Below are 26,487 nucleotides of genomic sequence, written 5' to 3'. Positions count from 1 at the left end.
ACCAAACAGTGTCAGTCAAACAGCGTCAGCGCGTGGTTTCGCCTCGGACCAGCGTGACGGGGATCAGATCGCAGGATGCGGCGACCGACGACGACGCTTCGGACAGGGAGCCGGAGCCGGCTGCGGACGAACGCTCACGCTTACCATGCGAATCGGCATCGTTCTCCGCGGCGATGGCCTCCTGCATGCGTTCGACAAGCTTCGCCGCGATGGCGTCAAGATCCTGACGAATCACGGTCAACGTCATACCGGCCAGTTCCGCAGCCGTCGTACCGTCATAGGCGATGATCTGCAGATCGTCGGGAATATGCCGAACCGAGCCGGACGCGGACGAACCGGCGGCGGCCGCGGCGGCAACCCGCTCCTCACGCAACGCCAGCCGCACGCAATGCGCGGCGGCCAGATCCGGCGCAATGATCGCATCCGCATCGGGGAATCGACGAATCGCCTCCTCGGCGGCCTTCTCGAACAGCGACGGATCACTCACATGATCCACCGCCACATAATCGCAGCGCACACCGGCCTCGGCCAGATCACGCTCGAACGTCAGGTGGTATCGAACCGTGGGGAATGTGGTGTCGTCGGCGTCCACCGTGGCCGACAGCACCGACGCGAAACTCTCATCATCCACATCGCCCGCATTCGAGGCCACGGCAAGATCATGGAACTGCGAGCGCGGACCACCGATCTCCACCACATGACGCACGCCGGAATCGATAAGCAGTCGGGCGGCCAGATGCGCGCCCTGCACATGATCCGAGCAGACGGACGAGATCCCCTCCCCCAGGAATCGGTCGAACGCCACCACCGGCCGGCCGATGCCCTGCCAGTATTCGGGACGCTGGTTCGTGTGCGAACCGATGATGATGCCGTCCATCATCTGCCGCTTGAGCATGTCGATGTATTCACTTTCGCCGCGCTCCTGATCGGCCGTGGAACACAGCATCATACGCAGTCCGACGTCGTGTAGATGACGCTGCAATGCGGCGGTGAGCTGCGCGAAGAACGGGTGCGCGACGGTGGGGATGGTCACGCCGATCAGATTGGTACGGCCGCGGAACAGGTTGCGGGCCAGTTCGTTCGGCACGTAGTTGAGTTCGGCCATGGCCGCTTCGATGCGTTCGCGCGTGGCGTCCGCCACATATCCGGTGCCGTTCACCGCCAGGGACACCGTGCTCAGCGACACCCCGGCCTTGCGCGCCACGTCACGCATTCCGACCATTCCGCAACCTCCTGCAGTCCGCACCACTAGCACCACTAGACAATGAGCACCACTACGCATCGGCCGGCGCGATGATTCGCGCACCCTCCGCCATCGTCATTGTAACGGACGGAGGGGTGCGGACTGGGCGCGGGCTGTAGGACTCTATGGGACCGCCGGACTACAGCTCGTAGGCGAAGGCCTCCCAAGGAGCGAGTTTGCCGAAGAGCAGGTCGGCCGCGGTGTCCTCGGTCGGGTAGGTGCTGATCAGGATGCGGTCGGCGCTCACACCGCCAAGCGTGGTGCCGGCCAGTCCCAAGCCGAGCAGGTCGGCCGCCTCGGCGGGGATCTTCGCCGACTCGCTCGACATGTTCACCACCACCACGATCCTGCGCTCGCCGGAGCCGTCGATACCGCCGCCGAGGCTGGGGTTGCGCAGCGTGCGCACGAATGCGTACACCTGCGGATCGTCGGCGTCGAGCATCTCCCACTCGCCGGCGGAGATCACCGGGTTCTCATGGCGCAGCGCAATGAGCTTCTTGTAGAAGTTGTATACGGAGTCGGGGTCGCGCTTCTCCTTCTTCGCGTTCACCACGTCACGGTTGTCGTTGACCGGCAGCCACGGTTCGGTGGGCGCGTACGGCGCGGTGAATCCGGCGTACTTGGTGGCGTCCCACTGCATGGGCGTGCGCGAATTGTCGCGGCTGATGGCCTTGAGCGCGTCCATCATCGCTTCCGGGGTCATCACACCCGACTCGGTGAGCTGATGGTACATGTTGATCGATTCGAGGTCGCGGTACTGGTCGAGGGAGTCGAAGTAGGCGTTGGTCATGCCCAGCTCCTCGCCCTGATACACGTACGGGGTGCCGCGGTGCATGTGCAGCAGCAGCGCGATGGCCTTGGCGGAGCGCACGCGCAGCTCGTCGGTGGAGTCGTCGCCCCAGCGCGAGACCACGCGCGGCTGATCGTGGTTGTTGAAGAACAGGCTGGTCCAGCCGGTCTTCTTCACGGCGTGCTGATGACCGGCGAGGCAGTGCTTGAGATGCGTGAGTTTCCAAGGTTCGGCGGTCCACTTGGACTGGCCGCCGCCCGGCTCCACATGGTCGAACAGGAACAGCATGTCGAGTTCGCGGTTGGCCGGATCGGTGATGTGCTGGTTGCGTTCGGCGGTGATGCCGGGGGCCTCGCCCACGGTGAGCGTGCCTTCGCGGCCATCGAACACCTCGCGGTGCATTTCGGCGAGGAATTCGTCCTGACGCGGGCCGTCGGCGCAGAACGGGTTCGGGCTGGAGTAGCCGTCCGGGCCGATCGGGCCGTCGGATTCGGTGTTGGCACCCACGCCGGGCAGCTCGCCGTTGGCGTCCACGTGCTTGGAGATCAGCGTGATCACGTCCATGCGGAAGCCGTCCACGCCGCGATCGAGCCACCAGTTCATCATCTTGTATACGGCGGCGCGCACGTCGGGGTTCTCCCAGTTGAGGTCGGGCTGCTTCTTGGAGAACTGGTGCAGGTAGTATTCGCCGCGCTTGGGATCGTATTCCCACGCCGATCCGCCGAAGTAGGAGCCCCAGTGGTTCGGCTCCGCACCCGGAGTGCCCGGTTCGTGGCCTTCCTTGGCGGGACGCCACCAGTACCAGTCAGCGTGCGGGTCGTTCTTGTCGCGCGAGGCCTGGAACCAGGCGTGTTCGTCGGACGTGTGGTTGACCACCAGATCCATGACCACCTTGAGTCCGCGGTCGTGCGCTTCGGCAAGTAGTTCATCCATGTCGTTGAGCGTGCCGAACATGGGGTCGATGTCCTGATAGTCGCTGATGTCGTAGCCGTTGTCGTCCTGCGGGGACTTGTAGACGGGCGACAGCCAGATCACGTCCACGCCCAGATCGGCGAGATAGTCGAGACGGCTGGTGATGCCGGGCAGATCGCCGTAGCCGTCGCCATTGGTGTCCTGGAAGCTGCGCGGGTAGACCTGATAGACCACCGCGTTGGCCCACCACGGGTTCTTCTCGGCTCCGTTCGTGCGGATCGTATCGGGTAGAGGCGTGCGCTGTTCAGTCGTCATTGTCCTGATTCTCCTGTCTGGGTTCGAGCATCATGCCGGTTTGCGGTCCGTCCAAATATAACGCCAGCGGTCTGATGGACGAACGTACCACCATGGATATTTTAACGTTCAAATTCAAAGTTTCAACAATGATGGGAAATCCGCATGTGCCTCCCCTACCCGGGAACGAGGCCTATCTGCCGTCCGCAGTTCCTCAAAACACCGCGCCACAGCCACAAATCACGTCTAAGATGCAGTTGGAATTCGACAGGACGGGCGACCGCGAGAGGAACGGCCGGCCCGATCGTGTGGGGAAGTGACAACATGACCGGCAGTAACAACACTGACTTTGAAACAGACGATACGAGGGACGACAAGCACAAGCACGACAACGACAACAACAAGGGATTCGCCGGCACCAGCGACGATTCATACGATGCTCTTTCCAATTGGGACATCCCCGATCTGTCGTTCCCGGAACCGTTTGATATCGCGAGCGCGGCCAGCACCATCACGAGTGACGCTACAACCGTGTTGGGGACAACGAATACGCCGGCTGCACCCGCCACGGCAACACCGACAACCGATACGATTGATGACGCCCCCGACTTGACCGGCGCAACAACCACGCCAAGCCCAGTAGCCGAATCAGGCGCAACGGAGGTGCTGCGTCCGGTTGCTCAACCGTCGCCTGCAGCCGAGGAACCTGTATTCGCCCCGGCAGCCAAGCACGACATCCCCGATTCGATGATGCCGGATCTCGCGGCGGATACCACGGTGATCGCTCCGATATCACAGGATGCGACCACCAAGGAAGCGACGCTGGAGGATTTCAGTACGCCGATCGCAGCCGCCGGCGATGTGGCGGAAGGTGCCACGACTCCGGTCGCCCCGGCGTTCACGCCGTCAGCTCCCAGGGCCGCGACCAACGCAGGCCCGGTCACCGATGCCGTTCCGGAATCAGGTTCGGGTAACGCATCGTCCGAAACTGTTGTCATGCCGAAGATCAACGTTCCGGCGCACAACGATCAGAACGAGTCACCGTCCAGCGCAACCGCTGCAAGTAGCAACGCGGGGAAGGGCGGAAACAAGCGTGGCGCCAAGCAGCGTCGCCGCCTGATACGTCTGGTGATCGCAGCGATCGCGGCGGTCGTGCTGGTGGTCGCCGGCGTACTGATCTGGAAAAACATGAGCGACAATCGGGCGCATGCCACGGCCATGCAGGATTGCGCGACGGCGGCGAACGACTACGACAGCGCCACCAAGAAGCTCAAGACCGCGATCACGGACGCCCAGGACGAGGCCGCCACCGCGGCATCCGACGTGTCCGACGCCACCACGGTCAGCAAACTCAAGCAGGCCATCAACGATGCGAACGTATCCGGCAATGTGCGCGACTGCCGTAACTCCATGCCCACGGCGGAGTTGCGGGCGGCCGCGGACGCCAACGGCAAGCTGGTCTCGGAGACCGACAAGGCGATCGCAAACGTGAATGCGGCGGCCAAGGCGGTGAACACCAGCAAGGATTCGCAAACGATCGGCACGCTGAAGCAGCAGATCACGGCATTGCTGCCAAGCGCGCAGACGGCCTATGACACGAGCGACGGCGTGGTGGACGATGTGACCAGATCCGCATTGAAGACGGCGATCGACAACGCGACGACTGCGGAGAAGAAGACCAATGCGACTGCCGCCGAGCTGGAGAAAGCGAAGACCGCGTTGGAGACCGCCACGACGAATGTGAAGGATTCCATGCCGAGTGAGGAGTCGAGCGTGGGCGGCGGTTCCGGATCGTCGAACTCGAATGGCAGCTCCACTCGTCGTCGGTCGAATAGCAGCTCCAACGGTTCTAATTCCAGCAATTCAGGCAACAGCGGCCAGTCGACCAACCGTTATTCAGGGAACGGCTACAACCGTAACCAGTACAGCACCGGAGGCAACGACAGCACCGACGACTCGAGCAACAACAGCAGCAACGGTACTCAGCAGTAACCCGACACCACGCAACAGCAACCCGGTGGCGGCCAGCAGGACCAGCCGCAACAGACCACTCCAAACCAAGGCGGCAGCAACGGCCAGCAAGGCCCGCAGAGCGGCGCAGGATCGAACGGGCAGCAGTCGTCCGGCAACGGTCAAGGTCAGGGTCAGGGTACCCTGTCGGACAGCACATCCACGCAGTCCGACCAGCAGTAGGAGTAGAGGGCTTCCGCCTGCGCCGCACCTACATTACGGGGAGACCTACGCCGTGCACCCTGAAGCGTCCATGCGGCAGGCCTGATTCCATCAGCGGCATGCAGACAGCCCAGCTCCCAGCAGCAAAAGACCCGACATCAACGACAGGGCAGAAAAGCCATACCGGCACCGGCACCCGACACTAACTACTTGCGCACAAAACGCTCGCGCAGGCCGGGCGTGATCTTCACCGCGGTCCACAGACTGCGGACCAGCAGCACGCACAGATACAGCGCGAACAGGTTAGCACCCATACGCGGCGAGACGGCACCGGCGGCCAGCGTGCCGAGCGGCGCGATAATGGCCGCGGTGATGCCGATAGTCAGGCCGTTGCGCAGATGCACGAGCTTGCGTTTGGTGTTGGCGATGGTACCGGCGATCGAGCTGGGGAACATGGCCAGCAGCGAGGTGCCGCGCGCGATCAGATCGCTGGCCCCGAACAGCACAGACAGCGCCGGCACCATCACCGCACCGCCGCCGATGCCCAGCAGACCGGCAAGCGTGCCGATGCCCACGCCGAGCAGGGCGAGCAGCACACCGGTGATCACGGTCATGTGAATCGTATGGTCACGCGACGGCGTGAACACGATCTGCGAGGTGATCACGAACACGAGGAACACCACGAACACCCAGCGCAACACCACCTCCGGCAGTCGTGCGAGCAGCCAACTGCCGATCTGCGATCCGACCACCAGACCGCACGCCAGCAGCAGCGCCGCGATCCAGTCCACATCGTTGCCCGTGGCGTACGAGATCACGCCGGTGATGGATGTGGGGATGATCGCCGCCAGCGACGTGGCCGCCGCGTGACGCTGCGACAGCCCCAGAAACACCAGAGCCGGCACGATCACCGTGCCGCCGCCGATGCCGAACAGGCCGGACAGGAATCCGGACAGGATGCCCACACCGATCAGCATCATCCATACGTGGCTTGCGGGACGTCCCTCGCCGAGCGTGGACGATCCCTCACCGTTGTCGACGGGCTTGTCATTCTTCACGTTCTTGTCATTCGTCACGTTCTTTGCCTCACTCACGTCGGCCACATTACTCTGCGGCGCGCCCTCCGCACGAGAGGATTTCATGCCCAACACCATGCCGATCGGGGCCCACGTAACGACCCACGCAACAGCACACGCAACAACACGATATCGGCGCACGTCCGTGCCTCGCCGCAGCGCAGCACACTACAACACAGCACACCACCATCGTGGATTGCACGAGAGCAAATCCCCGGATAATTGCACGAACAACAAACGAATACTGTACGAATACCGGAAGAACAGCGACCGCTCCCGGCCAAGGCATCTATGCAAAGCCCCCTTTTCGAGGGATAATGACGTTGTGTCGAAGCCGAAATCATGGCAACGACAGGAACAATATCGGCAACGACTGGCACTCGTCCGGTGGGGGGGATGACCGGCACCGACGCCGCTCGTCACCGCCGACCGCAGGTCCTCAGAGAGGAGACCGCAATGGCATATGCAACGACTAATCCGTACACCGGGGAAACGCTGAAAACCTTCCCCATGGCCACGTTTGAAGAGGTGGACACCGCACTTGACGTGGCGCATCACGCATACGAATGGTGGCGGGACGAGCCGCTTACCGAACGCACCAAGGTGCTGTCCGCCGCCGCGGACATCCTCGAGCACGAGAGCAAGGCGTTCGCGTCCATGCTCACGCTGGAGATGGGCAAGGTCACCAGCGAGGCGGTGGCCGAAGTCAATGTGTGCGTGGCGATTCTGCGGTACTACGTGAAGCATACCGAGTCGCTGCTCGCGCCGAAGCTGCTGCAGACCGCAGGATTCGGCGACACCAACGTGCATCTGGTGAACGATCCGCTGGGCATCATCTTCGCGGTGGAGCCGTGGAATTTCCCGTACTATCAGGTGATTCGCGTGGCCGCGCCGCAGCTGGCGGCCGGCAACGTAGTGCTGCTCAAGCATGCGTCGAACGTGCCGCAGTGCGCGGCGCTCATGTCCGAACTGTTCCACCGGGCCGGCGCGCCGGACGGCGTGTTCACGAACCTGTATCTGCCGCATGAGCTCACCGAGCATGTGATCGCCAGCCCGTATGTGCGCGGCGTGGCGCTCACCGGATCGGAGCACGCGGGCGCGGTGATCGCGTCGCTGGCCGGCAAGCATCTGAAGAAGAGCACGCTCGAGCTGGGCGGCATGGACGCGTTCATCGTGCTGAAGGACGCGGATGTGGCGGCCGCCGCCGAATGGGCCGTGCGCGGTCGTTGCCGCAACGCGGGTCAGGTGTGCGTCGCGTCGAAGCGGTTCATCGTGGTGGATGACGTCTATGACGAGTTCGTGGACCGCTACCGCGCCGAGGCCGCGAAGCTGGTGGCCGGCGACCCCGCGGATCCCACGACCACGTTGGCCCCGCTGTCGAGCGTGCACGCGCGTATTCAGGTGGAGCGTCAGGTGGCCGACATCGTGGCGCAGGGCGCGTCGATCGAATATCTAGCGGAAGTGCCCGGATGGTCCGCCGACGGCACGCCCAACGAAGGCGCGTTCTACCCGCCGGCGTTGATCACGAATATTCCGGAGGGCACGCCCGCCGCACGTACGGAGATCTTCGGACCGGTGGCGCAGTTGTACCACGCCAAGGACGAGGAGGATGCGATTCGCATTGCGAACGATTCCCCGTACGGGCTGGGTGGTTCGGTGTTCAGCGCGGATGTGCATCATGCGCAGGAGATCGCGCGGCGACTCGACACCGGCATGGTGACGATCAACCGGTCGAGCGCGTCCGGACCGGATATTCCGTTCGGCGGCGTGAAGAACTCCGGCTACGGTCGCGAATTGATCGATCTGGGACTGAAGGAGTTCGTCAACCAGAAAGTGGTAATCAACGGGTAGCGTTCACTGGGTGCACTGGGTGCACCGAGACAACCGAGCCCACCGGGTGCACCGGGCCAACCGGCCGGTGCCGTCACCGCTATCGCGTGGTGGCACGCTCGATGATCCGTGATTGCGTACGCAACGTCTCCGGGGGAATGGCCTCACCGCCATTCCCCCGTGTGTTTCCCGCGGTTGCGGCAATGCGCGCAAGCATACGATCGACCGCGGTGGACGCGATCCAGTCGAGCGACGAGTCCACGGTGGTCAGCGGCGGCAGCAGATACTGCGATTCCTCGTTGTTGTCGAATCCGATCACCTGCACATCGCCCGGGACGTCACGGCCGGCCAGATGCAACGCGGTCAGTGCGCCGATCGCCAGCTGATCGTTGAGACAGACCACGCCGTCAAAAGCGGTTCCGGTATCGATCAGCCGCTGCATGGTGGCCTGACCGTTGCCGATCGTCCAATCATGCCCTGTCACACCCACCAATCGGGGGTCCAGCAGCATTCCACGCCGTTCACATTCCTCGATTATGCCGCGCAGTCGCAGTTCCGCGTTGCCGTCGGCAGCATCGGCCAGCGCATCGTGATCGTACTGACGATGTGCGCCGATCACCGCAAGTCGCGTGCTGCCGCGATCGATCAGATATCCGGCAGCCCGCGTAGCGTCGCCGATCTCGTCGGTCGTCACGCGATCGACAAGATCCCAAGCCGTGCGCGACCCAACCGTCACCAACGGAAAATCCACGCGCAGATCGTCCGGCTCAAGCCGCTCCATCTCCGACATCGACAGAATGACGCCATCGCTGACCGTGCTGTTGAACGATCGCAGCAGCGCGCGTGCGCCCGTGGCCGATCCTTCCGCATACGTGGTGACGAACACCGAGTACTCGTGCGACCGGGCGGCCTCGATGACGGCGCTCGCCAGATTGGCGAGATACGGCGCCGACAGCATGGGCACGGCGAGGATGATCGAACCGGTGATCCCACGGTTGAGATTGCGCGCCGACACATTCACGCGATAGCCGAGTTCGGCGATCACGTACTGCACCTTGTCGCGCGTGGCGTCCGTCATGCGCCCGTTGCCGTTGACCACGTTGGATGCGGTTTTGAGCGAGACTCCGGCGGCCTCGGCCACGTCGCGCAACGTCACGCGTTTTCTGTGCTGTGGCATGAGTATGAGGCTCCTTCATCACGGTGATCATGGCAGTGGTTGGGCGCGCGGTCAGGCAACGTCGGGCGCGGTTGGGCGCGGCCGGGAGCAGAAATGCGACGCGCCCGGTCACTGCCATACTGGTCATTGCCATACTACGGAGCCGCATGACCAATACGGGACGATGCGGAATGATTGCATGGCCACACAGATCGGCGTTATGACATCGACATCATTCCACAGTGCGGGTGATGAGGATGGCGTTGCGATGAAGAACGTAATCACGAACGTTCGCATTGCCATCGTCGATCTTCTCGCAACGATGCATGACGATCGGTTCGCCGGCCACGCCGTGTACGGCCACGTCCTTCCTGCCGCGCGGCATGATGAAGTCGAATCGCACGGACGCGCCGGTGTCCTGATCCGCGCCTTCGCGCACGGTATGGATCACCTCGCCGTCCGGCCCGTTGGCAACGTCACCGGCCAGTTCGCCGCCGCCCAGCTGTTCGCGCACGAGCCGCGCGATATCCGCACGATCCAGGTCACAGCCCACGTACCATGCCTCGCCCTCGCCGTACGCGTTGCGCACGATAGCGGGCACGCCGTCGAGTTCCCAGTCGGCGGCCGCGGCACCTTGGTATGTGGCGATTACGCGAGCGCGCTCCCCCACCGACGTGACGTCGTTCTGCCACAGTCGGGTTGTTGCGCCATTCGACAGCGTGATCTCGCTCGGCTCGCCGTCCGCTTCGGCACCGAGGATGTTGAACTCCTCGCTGCGCACGCCAAGTACGTCACGCAGCAGACCATCGCCCACGCCGGGGTATCCGCCAAGACCGACGTGGAAATGCTCGTCGATCAGTCCGGTCGCATACCCGACGATCACGCGGCCGCCGGCCTTGACGAATTCGGCGATCCTGCGCACATGATCGTCGGACAGCATGATCACGGTCGGCAACACGATCGTCGCATATCCGCTCCAGTCGTAGTCAAGCGGCACGATGTCGGCGCGGCGACCGGCGTCGAGATAGCCGCGATACCAGTCGCGCACGTCATGCCAGTGGTTGAGTTTCATACTCGGCAGGGTCTGGCTGCGCGTGGCCCATTCGGAGTCCGCGTGGAACAGGATCGCCGTGTCGGAACGACGGAGTTCCGTGCCCTGCACACCCGCGTCGGACAGCGTGCGCAGTGCGGCACCCAGTTCGCACACGCCGCGGTACACGGCCGAATCCTCGCCGGCGTGCGGCACCATGCCCGAGTGGAACGCCTCGGCACCGGACCGCGACTGCCGCCACTGGAAGAAGCTGATCGCGTCGGCACCCATGGCCACATGGGCGAGGGAGTCGCGCAGGAGTTCGCCGTTGCGCTTGCGCATGTTGAGCGGTTTCCACTGCACGGCGGACGTGGAATGCTCCATCACGTACCACGGCTTGCCGAGCGCGAACGCGTCGACGAGCGCGTCGGAGCAGGCGAGTTCGTCGAGGTGTGATTCGCCTTCGTGGAAGTAGTGGTCGTTGGACACGAAATCGACGTCGTTCGCCCAGTCGGCGTAGTCCATGCAGCACTGGTCGGTGGATACCATGAAGTTCGTGGTGAACGGCTTGTCGGGGCAGATCTTGGCGATCGCGTCGCGTTCGGCGCAGTAGAAGTCTCTGAGCACGTCGTTGCCGAACCGTTCGAAATCGGCCCAGTGCGGCGGGTTGACCATGGAGTCGCCGCCCATGTGATACGGCAGCAGCACTTCGTCAAACGACTGAACCTGCTGTGACCAGAACGCCGTTCCCCACGCCTCGTTCAGCGCCTCGATGGTGCCGTATTTGCGTTCGCACCATGTGCGGAAGGCTCGCTGCGAGTCGTCGGAGAAGTCATAGCGGTTGTTCCAGCCGTATTCGTTGCCCATGTGCCAGGCGGTGACGAACGGATTGTCGCCGTATCGTTCGGCGAGTTTGCGACACATCGCGAGCGCGTATTCCCTGAACACCGGACTGGTGGGACGCCATGCCTGACGCGAGCCGGGGTTGATCACATGACCGTATCGATCACGCGGCAGCACTTCGGGATGCCGTTGGTACAGCCATTGCGGTGCGGTCGCCGTGGCGGATGCCAGATCGACGGCGATGCCGGCATGGCCGAGTTTGTCGATGATCCGGTCGAGCCAGTCGAAGTCCCACACGTCCTCAGCGGGCTGGATGCGACCCCAGCTGAAGATGCCCAACGCCACCGTGTTCACGCCGGCCTGTGTCATAAGACGGATGTCGTCGTCCCAGACGTCTTCGGGCCACTGATCGGGGTTGTAGTCGCCGCCGAATGCGATGCCGCGACCGCTGTCGGTGAGTAGGCTCGGCCAGCGAAAGGGGCGACGTGGGCGGATCGTGGTAGGTTCGGGGGATTCGTGGGATTCAGGAGATTCAGGAGATTTGAGGCCCCTAGACGATGTGGGGAATACGGAGGATTCGTGCGGCTCGGATGAGTCACACGATTCGGAGGATTCAGGAAAACGCTGGGACATGGGGGAACTCCTTACGCTGCTGTCGTGCCGTCGGACGTGGTACAACTGTGTACCGAGATCTATGGTATACCGTTGTACCAGAAAATCAAAATCATCAGACCCTCCATAGGGCCGCGGTACATAACCAAACCCAGATACACCGAAAGATCGTCACCTCGTTCTGGGTCAAACCGGACAGGGATCTGGGTAACTCAAGACAGGGATCTGGGCCGAACCGGACAAGAATCTGGGTCACACCGGACACATCAAAACCAATCCACCCCGTTCTGGGTCGAACCGGACAGAGGTCTGGGTAACACAGGACAAGACTCAGGGCCAAACCGGGTCATGAACACCGACTCTGGGTAAAACCATGTCACCAGCACCCCCATCTCCACCCCTAACCTACCCGGTTATACCCAGACGTCCGCTTATACCCAGAACAAGAGTCCGGCAATACCCAGAACGGGGCATGCCGTCACCTTACAATCCCACATACCAAAATCTGCCCACATACCAAACATCCCTATTCCTTAGTGTGATCACACTAAGAAACAGGGATGTTGGAATTGCAACGTTTTGCGGGGGTGCACGCTTAGTGTGAGCTCACACTAACGAGGGCCCACCAGACCGTCCGCGCAACGGCTCAGAGACTCAGGAACAGCTCGTGGATGCGGGTGTCGTCGGTGAGCTCGGGGTGGAATGCGGTGGCGAGGATGTTGCCTTGACGCAGGCCCACCACGTTGCCGTTCACTTCGGTCTCCACGGTGGCATCGTCCCCCACGGACACAACAAACGGCCCGCGGATGAACACCAGCGGGAAGTCCTTGATATCACCGAAGTCGGCGTTTGCGGCGAACGATCCGAGCTGGCGGCCGTACGCGTTACGGCGCACCACGGCGTCAAGTGCGCCGAAGTAGACGTTGTCGTCGTTGTCGAGCTTCTTCGCCAGCAGAATCATGCCGGCGCAGGTACCGAACACAGGCTTGCCCGCGGCGATATGCGCGGCGATCTTGTCGAACAGTCCGGTGGAGCGCAGCAGCTTGCCCTGCGTGGTCGACTCGCCTCCCGGCAGAATCACACGATCGATCGAATCGTCGAAGTCCTCGGCGGCACGCAGCAGCTTCCACTGCGCACCTAGTCGATCGAGCATGGCCGCGTGTTCGGCGAACGCTCCCTGCACGGCGAGGATGCCCGTCACGCCGTGCTTGGCGGATTCCGCCTGGTCGGACTCCTCCTTGGAAATGTATTCAACGGCTACTACCAATGTCGTTCCCGTCTTTCCATAGTCAGATGGTCAAAATATTCAGTTTCAGATGGTGAAAAGTCAACGGCTCCCCTCCGAAGAGAGGAGCCGAAGCGATGGTCTCGCAAAACGCATGACGCGCTACCGTTGGGATGGTGTCCCATGTGACGCATGACGTCGTGACACATGATGTCGCAACAGCGATGTGCCGTGATGACTACCATCATGTCGGCCGTCTTCTTGACAGTCGACACCGCGATATCGTCATCACTGTGTCAACGTCATCCTGCCGGCGTTCCGTCAGCGTTCGTTCGACGAATTATGCGAATCGTTCGATCGCATCACTCGCCACGAGCGGCCATGATGGTCTGGATCTCGTCCTCGTTGATACCGACCATGGCCTCGCCCAGGTTCTCGGAGAGCTTGGCCAGCAGATCGGCGTCCTGCCAGTTGGCGGTCGCCTGCACGATGGCGGCGGCGCGCTTGGCCGGATCACCGGACTTGAAGATGCCGGAGCCCACGAACACGCCTTCGGCACCGAGCTCCATCATCAGCGCGGCATCGGCCGGGGTGGCCACACCGCCGGCGGCGAAGTTCACGACGGGCAGACGGCCGTTGTCGTGCACGTACTTGGCCAGGTCGTAAGGTACGGCCAGCTGCTTGGCGGCCTCGAAGATCTCGTCGTCGCGCAGACCGACGAGCTCGCGGATCTGCTTGTTCATGGTACGCATGTGGCGCACGGCCTGGATCACGTCACCGGTGCCGGGCTCACCCTTGGTACGGATCATGGCGGCACCCTCGGCGATACGACGCAGAGCCTCGCCCAGATTCTTGGCACCGCACACGAACGGCACGTCGAACTGGGTCTTGTCGATGTGATAGACGTCGTCGGCCGGGGACAGCACCTCGGACTCGTCGATGTAGTCGATCTCGATGGCCTGCAGAATACGGGCCTCGGCGATGTGACCGATACGCACCTTGGCCATCACCGGGATGGAGACCGCCTGCTGAATGCCCTTGATCATGGCGGGATCGGACATGCGGGAGACGCCACCGGCGGCACGAATGTCGGCGGGGATGCGCTCCAGCGCCATCACGGCGCATGCACCGGCGTCCTCGGCGATTCGCGCCTGCTCGGGCGTGGTCACATCCATGATCACACCGCCCTTGAGCATCTGGGCAAGGTTCTTGTTCAGCTCAGACCTGTTCTCGGCCATGCTATTCCCCTTTGTACTGTTGTGGTCGTCGGCCGTACAGCCGATTGTCATTCACCCTCACTGCGTTTCACGTGGAACGCGGATCATAGGATATGTAACGTCCAATGCTATGAACGTCACGTTACGGACATGCGAAACAGCCCATATTTCGATGAGGATCGGCGATAATCAAAACCGATAACGCGTTCAAAACAGCGGACACGGCGCGCAACGACGCCCCTTTCCCCTCACCGACTCCCGGGCCACTGCGTGGACTGAATCCCGCATGGCGGTATGCTGGACGCGACAATGAAGGAGATGGGCATGGTCGAGTCGGACACGCACAGCGTTTCGAGGAACGCTCCAGATGATTCTACATCCGACGGAGCGCGTGACGCCTCCACTGTTTCACGCAATGTTTCACGTGAAACACCATCCCGTTCACACCGCCAATCCACGTCGACAGCGCGTCAATCAACACGTCGACCAACCCAGATACATCGTTTTCTTTCCGACTTCAGCCGGATCAAATGGCGAATCGCAGCCAAGGGCATCATCAGCGGATTCTTCGTGGGACTGCTGGTAGTGCTCTACCGACTCGGCATCAGCTACGGCACACAGTTCGCCACGGCAACGTACGCATGGCTGCGAGACAATCCGCTGTGGATCGCGGTATGGGCCATGGCCGCCGTGGCCGCAGGACTGTTCGTCGCATGGCTGATCCGTTGGGAGCCGATGGCGTCGGGCAGCGGCATCCCCCAGACCGAAGGCGTGGCGACCCGCGGCATGCGCATGCGTCCATGGTCGATCCTCGTCGTACGATACGCCGGCGGACTGCTCTGCGGACTGTTCGGCCTATCGATGGGACGAGAGGGCCCGTCCGTGCAGATCGGCGCAGCCACCAGTCAGGCCACAGGCGGCCGACTCGCCCACGGTCAGGTGGATCGCAACGCGCTGATCACATCGGGCGCGGCGGCCGGTCTGTCCGCAGCGTTCTGCGCCCCGCTATCCGGTGCCATGTTCGCGCTGGAGGAGATCCACCGCAGCTTCTCCCCCACCATCCTGCTCACCGCCATGAGCGCATCACTGACCAGCGACTTCGTGGCCAAATACTGTTTCGGTCTCCGCCCGGTGCTCAACTTCGCCACAATCCGGCAGCTGCCGCTCGCCCAATACTGGTGGCTGGTGCCGCTGGGCATCGCCACCGGTGTGGTCGGCGTGCTCACCAACCGTCTGCTTCTTGGCCTGCAAACGCTGATGAGCCACGTACCGGCCATGGCCCGGCCGATCATCTCCCTCGCCGTGGCATTGCCATGCGGCATGCTGCTGCCACTCACGCTCGGCGGCGGCGAAAACCTGATCGAGTTCGTGGAACAAGGCGGCGCGGGAATCGGACTGCTGTTCGCCCTGCTGATCGTGAAGATGCTGTTCACCGCCACGAGTTTCGCCAGCGGAGCCCCCGGCGGCATCTTCATGCCTATTCTCGCCGTCGGGGCGATCACCGGCGGACTGGTAGCCGCGCTCGGCGGATCGCTCAGCTCACTCATGTTCGGCGGCCAGAACGGTTTCGGCGAACTCGGCGGACTGACCGCGCATCTCGCAATCGATCCGCAATACATGGCCGTGTTCGCCGCGATCGGCATGGCCGGCACACTCGCCGCAGCCACGAAAGCGCCAATCACCTCGATTCTGCTGATCGTTGAGATGTCGGGCAATATCACGCATATGCTGCCCGTCGCGGCATGCGTATTGATCGCGTTGTTCGTGGCCGACCTGTGCAATACGAAACCGATCTACGAAGTACTCCTCGACCGATACCGCGCTGGGCACCCGGACAACGCCGGCACCACCGACGCCGAACCGACCGCCATCCGCAGCGGCGTGATCGAATACCCCGTCGAGATCGGCAGCACAATGGCCGGATCGACGGTCGGCACCGTACCGCTGCCGGACGGCATGATGATCATCACGATCCGTCGCGGCAGTCATGATTTCGTACCAAATCCGGGTTCCGTGGTGCTCGCCGGCGACTATGTGGTCGTACTGTTCAGCGGCAAGACGGAAGACACCGCCCGATCGGCGCTCGCCGACCTCTGCCATGCGAACTGATAGCAAGCACCGAAACCCGGCACCGGGCAGCCGCCGCGAAGTGGCCATAACGAATCACGTCAGCCCGCCGCCATCGGCACTGCCCCAGCTGTCCCAGCTAACCCGGCTACCCCAGCGCGCTCATCATCTGCCAACCGAGCGCAGCGCAGAGCACGGGGACCACAATGCAGGCGATCAGATAGTAGCCGGCCATGGCCTTGTGCTCGCCGCGGGCGAGCGTCACCACCTCGTTGATGGCGGTGGAGAACGTGGATAGACCACCAAGGAATCCCGTCACCGCCATAAGATGCCACGGATCTGGGAACGCCGACGCGGCCACAGCGGCACCGGCCATGCCCGCGAGCAGCGACGCGATGATGTTGATGATCAGTGTGGACAGCGGAAACGCGTGCTTCCACGCCAGTTTGACTGCCGTATCAAGCACGAATCGTGCGGTGGCGCCCAGACCGCCGCATACGCAGACGCCGAGGAACGTCAGCACCGAGGCGAAAAACATCATCGGGCACCTCCGGTCACAGTCGTCGTATCGGATTCATCCGATACGGATGATCCCGCGGAATCAAAGGAATCAGAAGAATCCGCAGAGCCAGCGGAACTCGCACGCATCGCACCTGACGCCGCCTCCTCCGAAGCTCTCGCCGCAGCCACGCCATCCCACACGCTCGACGCCATATGATCGGCACGCACGCGCGTAATCGCCAAGGACACGCGCACACCACCATATGCGGCCAACGTACCGATGCCAAAGCTCAGCAGCACATATACCAGCACGCCGAACACGTTACCGGCACCCAGATCGCTTAGCTGCTCGAACGCCAGCGTGGACATGGTGGACAAACCGCCGCACATGCCCATGCCGAATCCGCGCGATACCAGATCACGACTGCGCTTGCGCACCCACGCGGCACGCGACACGTACGTGCTCAACGCCGCGTACACGAAACACGCCACGATATTCGCGGTGAACGTGCCCAGATGGATCGCGTCCCACACGGACGGACCGGGCATGCCAGACGCCGACGAATTGGCCAACGACAGTCCGTATCGCATACCCGTTCCCAAGCACCCGCCCAGAAACACCACCAGATAGATCACAGGATCGGCCAACGGCGGACGACTGTCCCCGAACGTCTCTCCCCGCACGGTTTTACCCATCTCAACCCTTCTCTCTGCAACATCGCACCACGGCGACACGCCGATAAGCACCAGCGTACTCCGTCTGGAAAACCAAGTGGAAAACCAGATGGAAAACCAGATGCACGATTTACCGATTCAACGAGTATCAATCCAACGGAAGCACCGATTTCAACGGGGATGCCGATCCGAATGATCACAAGAGACACCGATCCGCAGAGAAGGGAGTGCGGCGGAAAAGTATGAAACGCATCCGCTGAATTCGACAATCCCACGCATCGCAACGCGCTTCCACGTGTCGCACGCATCGTCGTCGCGCGCGTCTGCACACGCATGCGCCCAACGCACCGACGCTCTGCATATGACCTCGGGAATCCGGGCCATCGCCTGTCGAATCGTAGGAACCATCAGCGGAAATGCGGTTCGAATGCCCAACCCGCGCAACCGGCCGCGTATGCCCTCGCATACATTCGCTCGCGGTTGCCAACGACGCCAGACATTCAGGTGAGTTCCATCACCAGTGCGCAATGATAGGACGATCCACGCCCAAATGCAAGCGGTTCACAATCGGCGATAGGTCCGGATGCGCGGATATCAACGCGCGGTTTCCGTATCGTCGGTTTGTGAACCGCTTTCTGTTTTACCGGCTAGCCGGTTGATTTACCAACCAGCCGGCCTGACGCCAACTAGTCGATCAGCGAGTGCACCGAGATGATGTGATCGCGCTGCGGGCCGGTGCCGATGGCGGAGATACGGCAGTTGGAGATCTCCTCGAGGCGCTTCACGTACGCCTGGCAGGTGGCCGGCAGATCCTCGAAGCTGTGCACCTGCGAGATGTCCTCCTCCCAGCCGGGGAGCTCCTCGTAGATCGGCTTGGCGGCGGCGAACGCGGCCTGATCGCACGGCATATCGTCGTAGCGGGTGTGGGTGCCGTCGGCGTTCTCCACATCATAGGCCACACACACCGGAATGGACTTGAGACCGGTGAGCACGTCGAGCTTGGTGAGCACCAGATCCGTCAGACCGTTGACCTGCGAGGCGTAGCGGGTCACCACGGCGTCGAACCAGCCGCAGCGACGCGGACGTCCGGTGGTCACACCGTATTCGTGACCCTGGGAGCGCAGCCAGTCGCCCTGCTCATCGAACAGCTCGGTGGGGAACGGACCCTCGCCCACGCGGGTGGTGTAGGCCTTGGCCACGGCGATCACACGATCGATCTTGGTGGGGCCCACGCCGGTACCAGTGCAGGCACCGCCGGCGGTCGGGTTGGAGGAGGTGACGAACGGGTAGGTGCCGTGATCCACGTCGAGCATGGTGGCCTGACCGCCCTCGAACAGGACGGTCTTGCCGGCATCGAGCGCCTTGTTGAGCACCAGCGACGTGTTGGTCACGTACGGATGCAGGCGCTCGCCAAGTGCAAGCAGCTCGTCGGTGGTCTGGTCCACGTCGATCGGACGGCGGTTGTACAGCTTGACGAGCATCTGGTTCTTCTGGTGCAGGCTGGCCTCGACCTTGTCGTGCAGGTGTTCGGCGTTGAAGAGGTCGTGCACGCGGATGCCCACGCGGTTGATCTTGTCGGCGTAGGCCGGGCCGATGCCTCGGCCGGTGGTGCCGATCTTGTGCTTGCCGAGGAAGCGCTCGGTCACCTTGTCGAGCGTGCGGTGGTAGGGTGCGATGATGTGCGCGGATTCGCTCACCAGCAGTCGTGAGCAGTCCACGCCACGCGATTCAAGTCCTTCGATCTCCTGGAACAGCACTTCGGGGTCCACCACCACGCCGTTGCCGATCACGGGGGTCACGTTCGGGCTGATGATGCCGGACGGAAGCAGGTGCAGCGCATACGATTCATTGCCCACAACCACGGTGTGGCCGGCGTTGTTGCCACCGTTGAAACGCGCGACATAGTCCACCTTGGTGCCGATGAGGTCCGTGGCCTTGCCCTTGCCTTCGTCGCCCCACTGCGCACCGATCAAAATAATTCCAGGCATGATCTCCTCCGAATCCTGCGGACCTGCAAAACCGCTCGTTTACGCCGCAAACAGGTTACCGTAAGCCATGAACCGAGCATGTTTCGATCTTCATATATGGTCATCCGGGACGCGGTGGGCATAACGTCGCCGTGTTTTCCCAAACCGACGGCGAACAATCGACGAACTTTTTCACAGTATCCCCACGATCACCGCATCGGCATGGGTGATCCCCTCCTACACTGATACAGGAATACCAGGGAATAACGAAAGAACAACGAAACAATTCAGTGGGAGTCACGAAAGGTTCAATAGACATGGCATCCCCGAACGATCGTATGAATGACGACGATATGGCCGGCCGCGGTATGCACGACGACAACACGACCCGCCATCAGACTCCGGAGCATGTGGAAGAACTGCATTTCGGCGGCAGCGCCCGCGGCGCGTATTATGACGACGACGGCAAACCACGAAAGCGTGGATTCTTCTGGCGATTCAGCCGTGCAGCCAAGGCCGAGAACGCCGCTGAGGCCAAAACCGGGCGCGAAGCCGGAGCCGCAGGCACCGCAGGCACCACAGCAGGAACGACGTCCGTGGCAAATACCATGGAATCCCAGCCGAAGCCGGAACACGAGTCCTGCACGCAGACGCCGACCGAGCCGCCACATCAGGAACCGGCGATAGGTCGCATCGCCATGTCGGAGCCCGAACCGGAACCGGCCGACACACCGGCACGAACCCCCGTAATCCCCACGACCCTGACCGTATCGGGACAGTCCGGCGACGGCACCGCGACGGTCAACCACGGTTGGACCGTCGCCCGCAAGTGCGTGACGATCATCATGGTCATGGTGGTCGTGGCCGCAGCGGGCTGCACCAGCTTCTGGATGTGGGAGAACCGACTGCGCCCGATCACCGTCACCGTGAACGGCACGTCGGTCAAGACCCGTGTCAACACGTCGCTTATCACGCTACTCAACAGCAACGATGGATTCGGCACCCAGGCCGGTAAGCTGCTGTCAGTCAGCGGCAAGACGCTGGATGAGCACGGCGGCGACCGCTATGCCGTCACGCTCGGCAATACCGAGGTCAAGTCATCCGATCTGGCGTCGACCCGCGTCAACGACGGCGATGTGCTGTTCGTGAAGAACGGCAAGGATACGACCGAGCCCCACAAGGTGGTCAAGGCGGCGATCCCGTTCGGCAACGATGTCAATCTCAAGGGCGGCGGCACGATCCAGTACGTGGAACAGCAGGGCGTGGACGGTGTCAAGGAGCAGTGGGTCGGCGAGCAGTCCAAGGAGACGGTCGATAAGAAGGTGCTCAAGGAGCCGGTGAACTTCAAGGTGACCACCAAGAGCCCGAACCCGCAGGACGGCAAGAAGTACATCGCGCTCACGTTCGACGACGGCCCAAGCAAGTACACGCAGGACATCCTCAACATCCTCAACGAGAAGGGCGTGCACGCCACGTTCTTCAACCTGAGCGAGCAGGGTGCCGAGTTTCCGGATCAGGAGAAGGCGGTCGCGGCGGCCGGCAACGAGGTGGCAAGCCATTCCGTGAGCCATAAGTATCTGCCGAAGCTGTCCCGCGACGATCTGCGCAAGGAAATCAACGATTCGTTCGCGCCGATCGAGGCCAACACCGGCGGATCGGGGCGCATGTTCCGCTCGCCGTATGGCGCGTTCGAGGCGCAACAGTGGGTGGATTCGACGGATTTGATCAGCATGAACGTGCTGTGGAGCATCGATACGGAGGATTGGCGCCGTCCCGGTCCCGACAAGATCCATGACGCCGTGCTCGGTCATGCACGGAACGGTTCGATCGTGCTCATGCACGATGGCGGTGGCGACCGTTCGCAGGATATCGAGGCCCTGCCCCGCATCATCGACGATCTGAAGAACGAGGGATTCACGTTCGTGACCGTATCCGAGATGATCAAGCTCGACGGCACGTTCCCGCAGCATGTGATGGACAATCAGCCGGTTCCGGCCGCGGCGAATGCGTCGAAGGACTCGACGGCAGCAGGCTCGACCGATGCGTCGTCCTCGCCCACGACCAAGTAATCACGACCACGTAGTGCGATGATCCCGTGGCGGCTGACAAACCGTCACGGGATCATCGCGCACAAACCCACGGCAGGAACACTGCAGGAACACTACTGCCCGCTACTGCAGAAACACCTCACGCAGATGTTCGGCCACATATGCGTTGCCGGCAACGATGCTGGTGTGCATGGCGCTACCGAGATCACCGCCCTGCCAGTCGGTCACCACGCCCCCGGCCTCAGTGACGAGCAGACGTCCGGCCGCGTGGTCCCACAACTTCACATCGCGTTCGAGGAATCCGTCAAGACGGCCGGCGGCCACCCATGCCAGATCGAGGGATGCTGAACCGCTGCGACGAATATCGGCGCAGTTCTCGAACACCTTGCCGAACATGTTGAATTGCGCGGCGGCCGTCGTGCGGTTGATGCCCTTGTGCGAGGTTCCCAGACCGATCAGCGCCGTGCCAAGATCGGCCACCATGCTCACGTGGATCGGCTTGCCGTTGAGGAACGCGCCCTTGCCGAGTTCGGCGGTGAACATCTCGTCCAGATACGGCTGGTAGACCATCGCCTTGATCACCGTGCCGCCGTCAAGCAGTGCGAGCGCGATCGCGCTGTGATGCATGTGGTGGATCAGATTCGTGGTGCCGTCCACCGGGTCGAGTGCCCAGACCAGACCGTTGAAATCGGCATGCTGATCGTCGTCTTCCTCACCGGTGAATTGGATCTCCGGATAGTGCTTCGCCAGTTCGCCCTTGATGTAGGCCTGAACGGAGGAATCGACCTCCGTCACGTAATCCGCCGGTCCTTTGAGTCGAATACGATGTACCGCCACCGCATCGAACATGTACCGTCGTGATGCCTCCCGGACGACCTCGTCCAGTATCGTCATATCGACTTGTTGCGCACTCGCCATTAAGTCCTCCAGTTGTCGTCTCCATCATCATGACTGACCATGCACTGCCATGCGCCGTCGTGCCATCGTTTGCTTGGACGAACAATCCCATCCATTTTCCATCCGTTATACCCAGCGAATATGCCATGCCTGTACATTGAAACCTACGAATAGGCCAATAACGAACAAAATGTGCACAAACAAACGTCGTGATCACGTTCACGTGTGCGGAAGTCAAGTACCGCAAGCGTTTGCACCAATTATTCGTTCATGGGAACATTCATGGGAATCAGCCAGGCACGGAATGGGATCACCATGAACTCCGCCGTGGGTTCACCCTAGGCCAGTCATGGGCTCACAGCCCGGACGCATGAATCCGGGAGGTCACGAAGTCGACACCCTGCTCGCGCGTTCCGTCGGAGAAATAACTGCGATGGCCCTCCTCCACACCGCCCTGCTGACAGATGACATCGTTCGTCGCGCAGTAGTCCACGATCCGTTCGTCGCGCGCATAACCGGACAGAGCCGTGACGTCACGCGGGGCGAGCATGCCGTTCTTCGCAGGGTCGAATCCGCCGGCGTTATAGGATGCCTTGCCGTTGAACCGCGGATCACCGTACATCACCACGGCGAGCACATTCCGGGATGCCGTCTCAGGAATCCGGTCCCTGGTTCCGTTGGTATTCAGCCGATATTGTGGATCGGACAACGCATCGCCCACTACGGCGGCACCCTGAGAGAACCCAAGCAGCACGGTCTTCTGCGCGGGACACTGCTGTGCGCCACCACCCAGCATGGCGACGAGCGCGGTCACGCCATCGTTCACACTGTTCAGATCGAATGTGGCCGGATAGTCGAGCGATGTGGTCTGCACCTTGCCGGGGAACGCATCGGCGATGGCGGAGGCCACCGGGTTGAGCAGTCCGTCATCCACGCTTTCGCCGGTGCCACGCGCGATGATGACGCGAACGGACTTAGTCGAATCGCAACCGGAATCACCCCAGTTGCGGTTGTCTGCGGTGTTGTTGCCTGGTACGCCAGTGGAAGACGGCTGCGGAGACGGCGATGTCGACGCGGTCGCAGTCGCGGTCGGAGCGGGACTCGCAGCATCTCCCCCGTCGCCCATTCCACATGCGGCCAACGGCAGGATCGACGCCACCAGAATCATCGCCGACACCACACGCGTCATATCCCGTAGCCGTGTGCAGACTTTCCCCATTCGCATACCTCGACCTTACCGCGGCCGCCGGTTGTCGCCACCGGATCGTTTGGCATCGGAACAGTGACATGCCGGCCATGACACTTAGACATCATCTGAAATAGCAGAAAACCGTTGGTTTCCCAACGGTTTCTCATGGAGCGGATGACGGGAGTCGAACCCGCCTTTAGAGCTTGGGAAGCTCTCGTTCTACCGATGAACTACATCCGCGAAAGGTGCGTCTTGTGGACGCGAGGAATCAGTCTAGCACGCAATCTCCGCGGCCCAAAGCAATCCGTCCGAATTCATGGACCGCGCGATGCGATCCCCGCCTACCGCAGTGAAATACGCTGCCCGGGAACGGCACCCGCGGCACGCAGCTCACGACTCATCTGCATCAGACGCGCGATGCGCTCGCTGGTCGGCGGATGTGTGGAGAACAGACGGCTCAGGCCCTCCGCGGTAAACGGATTGGCGATCATCAGCGCGGACACGCTCTGCGTTCCGGCGGTCTGCGCCATGGGTGCCATCTGCACGCCCGACTCGATCTTGCTGAGTGCCGACGCCAGCGCCTCCGGGTCACCGGTGAGACGGCTGCCGTCCTCGTCCGCATCGAATTCACGCGTGCGGCTGATGGCCATCTGAATCAGGGACGCGCCGATCGGCGCAAGGATCATGCTTATCAGCAGGCCGATGATGTTGCCGCCGCCTTCACGCTCATCGTCGCTGCTGCTTCCGCCGAAATACATGAGCGAGTAGCCCAGATACGTGATCACCGTGCTCATGGCCGACGCGATCGCGCCGGTGAGAATATCACGGTTGTACACGTGCATGAGCTCGTGGCCGAGCACGCCGCGAATCTCGCGCTCATTGAGCAGCTGCAGAATGCCCTGCGTGCAGCAGACTGCCGCATGCCGTTCGTTACGGCCGGTGGCGAACGCGTTCGGGCTCATGGTGGGCGCGATGTAGATGCGCGGCATGGGCTTGCCCGCGCGCGCGGACAGCTCCCGCACGATGCGGTACAGTCCCGGCGCCTGCTGTTCGGAAACCCACTGGGCGCGCATCGACGCGATGGCGAGTTTGTCGGAGAACCAGTAGGACACGAACGTAGTGGCCAGGCCTATGCATATGAATAGGCCCAGCGTGCCTCGGCTACCGCCGGTCAGCCACCATATCAGCATGATGATGGCCCACATCAGCGCGAATAACAGCGTGGTTTTCAGGCCGTTGAAGTGACCACGCACGTGAATTTCACGGTCCATGGGACTCAACGTAATTATGCAGACTGGATATTTGCTGAAGATTAGGGGGAAACCGGGTGCAAACGTGTGTGATTGGCTCCGGATTGCCACGCGTCGGATTGGCCGCAGATCGTTGTGGATCGGCGCGCGTTAGCCCAAGACCGGCTGCTCGTAGGTCATATGATCCTTGAGATAGCCGCGTGCGGTACGGGTCAGTTCCTCACGCAGATACTGCAGCGAGTCGCGCGTGTCGTTCACTCGAGTGAGAATGCCGATCTGACGACTGGCATCCGCATCGGCGATCGGGCATGCCACAAGATCGCTCTGCAGATGCAGACGGGTGTCGAGCGCAGGCACCAGCGAAACACCCATGCCCATCTCCACCAGATTCTGCGTGGCCCAGTAGTCGTCGGTGGCATGACGGATGTCGGGCTTGAAACCGGCACGACTGGCGAGCTTGAGCAGATTCGCACGGCAGGTGGCACACCCGGCGATCCAATGCTCACCGCGCGCCGCAGTCAAATCCACCGGCTCATGATTCTTCTCATAGGCGCGGCCGATATCGCTGGTCTTGCGCACCAGCAGACGCAACGGGTCGACACCCAACGGTTCGAATTGCAGGGAATCGTCGATCTGCAGAAAATGCGGCAGCGTACCGTACCGGAAGATGATGGCCGCGTCGGCCTCGCCGCTGCTCACCTGTTCCACGGCCTGCGGCGGTTCCATCTGCGCAAGATTGACCTCGAGTCGATGATGACGATGATCGTCGGGAGATGCACTGCCGGACGAAACGCTCCCGGATGCAGTGCCCGTCGGATTACCCAACGCAGCGCCGGACGGGTTCGTCTCTCCCGCTTCGTCGGCCTCGTTCGCCATGCTGATCTTGACCACGGTTTTCGCCACGATCGTGGAACAGATCGACGGCGGTGCGACGATGCGCAGATGTGCGAAATTGCCGCGCTGATAGTCATTCAGTTGCAACTGCGCCTGAGCGAGCGAGTCGGCGATCGCTTCGCCATGACGGGCGAGCATGGCACCCACCGGCGTGAGTTCCACACCGCGAACGGCACGCGTAACGAGCTGCATGCCGCATTGGGATTCGAGTTTCTTCACCTGCTGGCTGATGGCAGGCTGACTCCAGCCAAGCGCCTTCGCCGCAGCGGAAAACGACCCACAACGTGCGATCTGCCATAAGGTCACGAGCGATTGCGGGTTCAGTTCAGCCATGCCGCCCAGTCTATCCAACCCCTGAGATTGCCCCATTCCTTAGTGTGTTCCTTAGTGTGATCACACTAAAAAATGCTGTTGTTGGAATTTCAACGTTTTTGAGGTGTTGTTCCTTAGTGTGAGCTCACACTAAGGAACGGTAGTGGTCATATAGTGGGACGGTGATCGTTGGATGAGATAGCCGGGTAGGGCGGTCAGGTTTGACTGACTCAGGAACTCAGACAGACTGCCCGAATCCAGCCAACCGACAAGACCGTCTAACCCGG

Annotated in this window: 18 protein-coding genes, 1 tRNA gene and 1 riboswitch; of the genes, 4 read left to right on the top strand and 15 right to left on the bottom strand. The window is 62.0% G+C overall.

Features of this window, described 5'->3' with window-relative positions; all coding sequences use genetic code 11:
- Window positions 1-25 precede the first annotated feature (25 nt).
- Together EP30_RS06320 and EP30_RS06315 are read right to left on the bottom strand one after the other, a co-directional pair.
- On the bottom strand, window positions 26-1,222 hold the full coding sequence (locus tag EP30_RS06320) for a LacI family DNA-binding transcriptional regulator (RefSeq protein ID WP_140557081.1): 1,197 nt from the start codon (window positions 1,220-1,222) through the stop codon (window positions 26-28).
- Window positions 1,223-1,382: 160 nt separating this feature from the next.
- A complete protein-coding gene (locus tag EP30_RS06315; protein WP_140557079.1) occupies window positions 1,383-3,260 on the bottom strand; it encodes an alpha-glucosidase in 1,878 nt (625 codons plus the stop codon).
- A 303-nt stretch (window positions 3,261-3,563) separates the two neighbouring features.
- Between EP30_RS06315 and EP30_RS06310 the strand changes: the two genes are divergently transcribed.
- A complete protein-coding gene (locus EP30_RS06310) occupies window positions 3,564-5,231 on the top strand; it encodes a hypothetical protein (protein WP_140557077.1) in 1,668 nt (555 codons plus the stop codon).
- A gap of 386 nt (window positions 5,232-5,617) precedes the next feature.
- Here the strand turns inward: EP30_RS06310 and EP30_RS06305 are convergent, their stop codons facing one another.
- The gene (locus tag EP30_RS06305) at window positions 5,618-6,391 is read right to left on the bottom strand and encodes a sulfite exporter TauE/SafE family protein (RefSeq protein WP_338024204.1); all 774 of its coding nucleotides are present in this window, start codon (window positions 6,389-6,391) and stop codon (window positions 5,618-5,620) included.
- Between the two features lie 552 nt (window positions 6,392-6,943).
- Here EP30_RS06305 and EP30_RS06300 point away from each other — a divergent pair.
- Window positions 6,944-8,338, top strand: coding sequence for an NAD-dependent succinate-semialdehyde dehydrogenase (locus EP30_RS06300; RefSeq protein ID WP_094664125.1), 1,395 nt, complete (start codon window positions 6,944-6,946; stop codon window positions 8,336-8,338).
- A gap of 79 nt (window positions 8,339-8,417) precedes the next feature.
- On the opposite strand, the gene EP30_RS06295 is transcribed toward EP30_RS06300, so the two are convergent.
- From EP30_RS06295 to pdxS, 4 genes are all read right to left on the bottom strand, one after another.
- Window positions 8,418-9,494 carry a LacI family DNA-binding transcriptional regulator gene (locus EP30_RS06295; RefSeq protein WP_140557075.1) on the bottom strand — a complete coding sequence of 359 codons (1,077 nt, stop codon included), beginning with the start codon at window positions 9,492-9,494 and terminating at the stop codon, window positions 8,418-8,420.
- Between the two features lie 211 nt (window positions 9,495-9,705).
- A complete protein-coding gene (locus EP30_RS06290; RefSeq protein WP_140557113.1) occupies window positions 9,706-11,841 on the bottom strand; it encodes a beta-galactosidase in 2,136 nt (711 codons plus the stop codon).
- Between the two features lie 763 nt (window positions 11,842-12,604).
- A complete protein-coding gene (pdxT, locus tag EP30_RS06285) occupies window positions 12,605-13,225 on the bottom strand; it encodes a pyridoxal 5'-phosphate synthase glutaminase subunit PdxT (protein WP_094664129.1) in 621 nt (206 codons plus the stop codon).
- A 320-nt stretch (window positions 13,226-13,545) separates the two neighbouring features.
- Complete coding sequence (gene pdxS / locus EP30_RS06280) at window positions 13,546-14,421, bottom strand: pyridoxal 5'-phosphate synthase lyase subunit PdxS (RefSeq protein ID WP_094664131.1); 876 nt, start codon at window positions 14,419-14,421, stop codon at window positions 13,546-13,548.
- A 549-nt stretch (window positions 14,422-14,970) separates the two neighbouring features.
- Here pdxS and EP30_RS06275 point away from each other — a divergent pair.
- Window positions 14,971-16,509, top strand: coding sequence for a ClC family H(+)/Cl(-) exchange transporter (locus EP30_RS06275; protein WP_258185398.1), 1,539 nt, complete (start codon window positions 14,971-14,973; stop codon window positions 16,507-16,509).
- 106 nt (window positions 16,510-16,615) lie between these two features.
- Here EP30_RS06275 and EP30_RS06270 read toward each other — a convergent pair whose 3' ends face one another.
- From EP30_RS06270 to EP30_RS06260, 3 genes are all read right to left on the bottom strand, one after another.
- The gene (locus EP30_RS06270; protein ID WP_258185397.1) at window positions 16,616-17,008 is read right to left on the bottom strand and encodes a CrcB family protein; all 393 of its coding nucleotides are present in this window, start codon (window positions 17,006-17,008) and stop codon (window positions 16,616-16,618) included.
- The gene (locus tag EP30_RS06265; protein ID WP_094664135.1) at window positions 17,005-17,664 is read right to left on the bottom strand and encodes a CrcB family protein; all 660 of its coding nucleotides are present in this window, start codon (window positions 17,662-17,664) and stop codon (window positions 17,005-17,007) included. The genes EP30_RS06270 and EP30_RS06265 overlap by 4 nt, the downstream gene beginning before the upstream one ends.
- 370 nt (window positions 17,665-18,034) lie before the next feature.
- Window positions 18,035-18,171, bottom strand: a riboswitch (Fluoride riboswitch).
- Between the two features lie 158 nt (window positions 18,172-18,329).
- A complete protein-coding gene (locus EP30_RS06260) occupies window positions 18,330-19,631 on the bottom strand; it encodes an adenylosuccinate synthase (protein WP_094664137.1) in 1,302 nt (433 codons plus the stop codon).
- A gap of 296 nt (window positions 19,632-19,927) precedes the next feature.
- On the opposite strand from EP30_RS06260, the gene EP30_RS06255 reads away from it, so the two are divergent.
- The gene (locus tag EP30_RS06255) at window positions 19,928-21,679 is read left to right on the top strand and encodes a polysaccharide deacetylase family protein (RefSeq protein WP_140557073.1); all 1,752 of its coding nucleotides are present in this window, start codon (window positions 19,928-19,930) and stop codon (window positions 21,677-21,679) included.
- 102 nt (window positions 21,680-21,781) lie between these two features.
- Here EP30_RS06255 and EP30_RS06250 read toward each other — a convergent pair whose 3' ends face one another.
- The 5 genes from EP30_RS06250 to EP30_RS06230 all read right to left on the bottom strand — a co-directional run bounded on the left by EP30_RS06250 (window position 21,782) and on the right by EP30_RS06230 (window position 26,221).
- Complete coding sequence (locus EP30_RS06250; RefSeq protein ID WP_181160825.1) at window positions 21,782-22,552, bottom strand: inositol monophosphatase; 771 nt, start codon at window positions 22,550-22,552, stop codon at window positions 21,782-21,784.
- Between the two features lie 358 nt (window positions 22,553-22,910).
- On the bottom strand, window positions 22,911-23,774 hold the full coding sequence (locus EP30_RS06245; protein ID WP_181160824.1) for a cutinase family protein: 864 nt from the start codon (window positions 23,772-23,774) through the stop codon (window positions 22,911-22,913).
- A gap of 136 nt (window positions 23,775-23,910) precedes the next feature.
- A tRNA-Gly gene (locus EP30_RS06240) sits at window positions 23,911-23,984 on the bottom strand.
- A gap of 101 nt (window positions 23,985-24,085) precedes the next feature.
- Complete coding sequence (htpX, locus tag EP30_RS06235) at window positions 24,086-25,015, bottom strand: zinc metalloprotease HtpX (protein WP_094664145.1); 930 nt, start codon at window positions 25,013-25,015, stop codon at window positions 24,086-24,088.
- 129 nt (window positions 25,016-25,144) lie between these two features.
- Window positions 25,145-26,221: a LysR family transcriptional regulator gene (locus EP30_RS06230; RefSeq protein ID WP_258185396.1), complete on the bottom strand. Its 1,077-nt coding sequence runs from the start codon at window positions 26,219-26,221 to the stop codon at window positions 25,145-25,147.
- Between the last annotated feature and the right edge of the window lie 266 nt (window positions 26,222-26,487).

This window comes from Bifidobacterium sp. UTCIF-39 (assembly GCF_006408715.1).
Taxonomy (GTDB): domain Bacteria; phylum Actinomycetota; class Actinomycetes; order Actinomycetales; family Bifidobacteriaceae; genus Galliscardovia; species Galliscardovia tissieri.
This window is presented reverse-complemented; position numbering and strand designations above follow the sequence as displayed.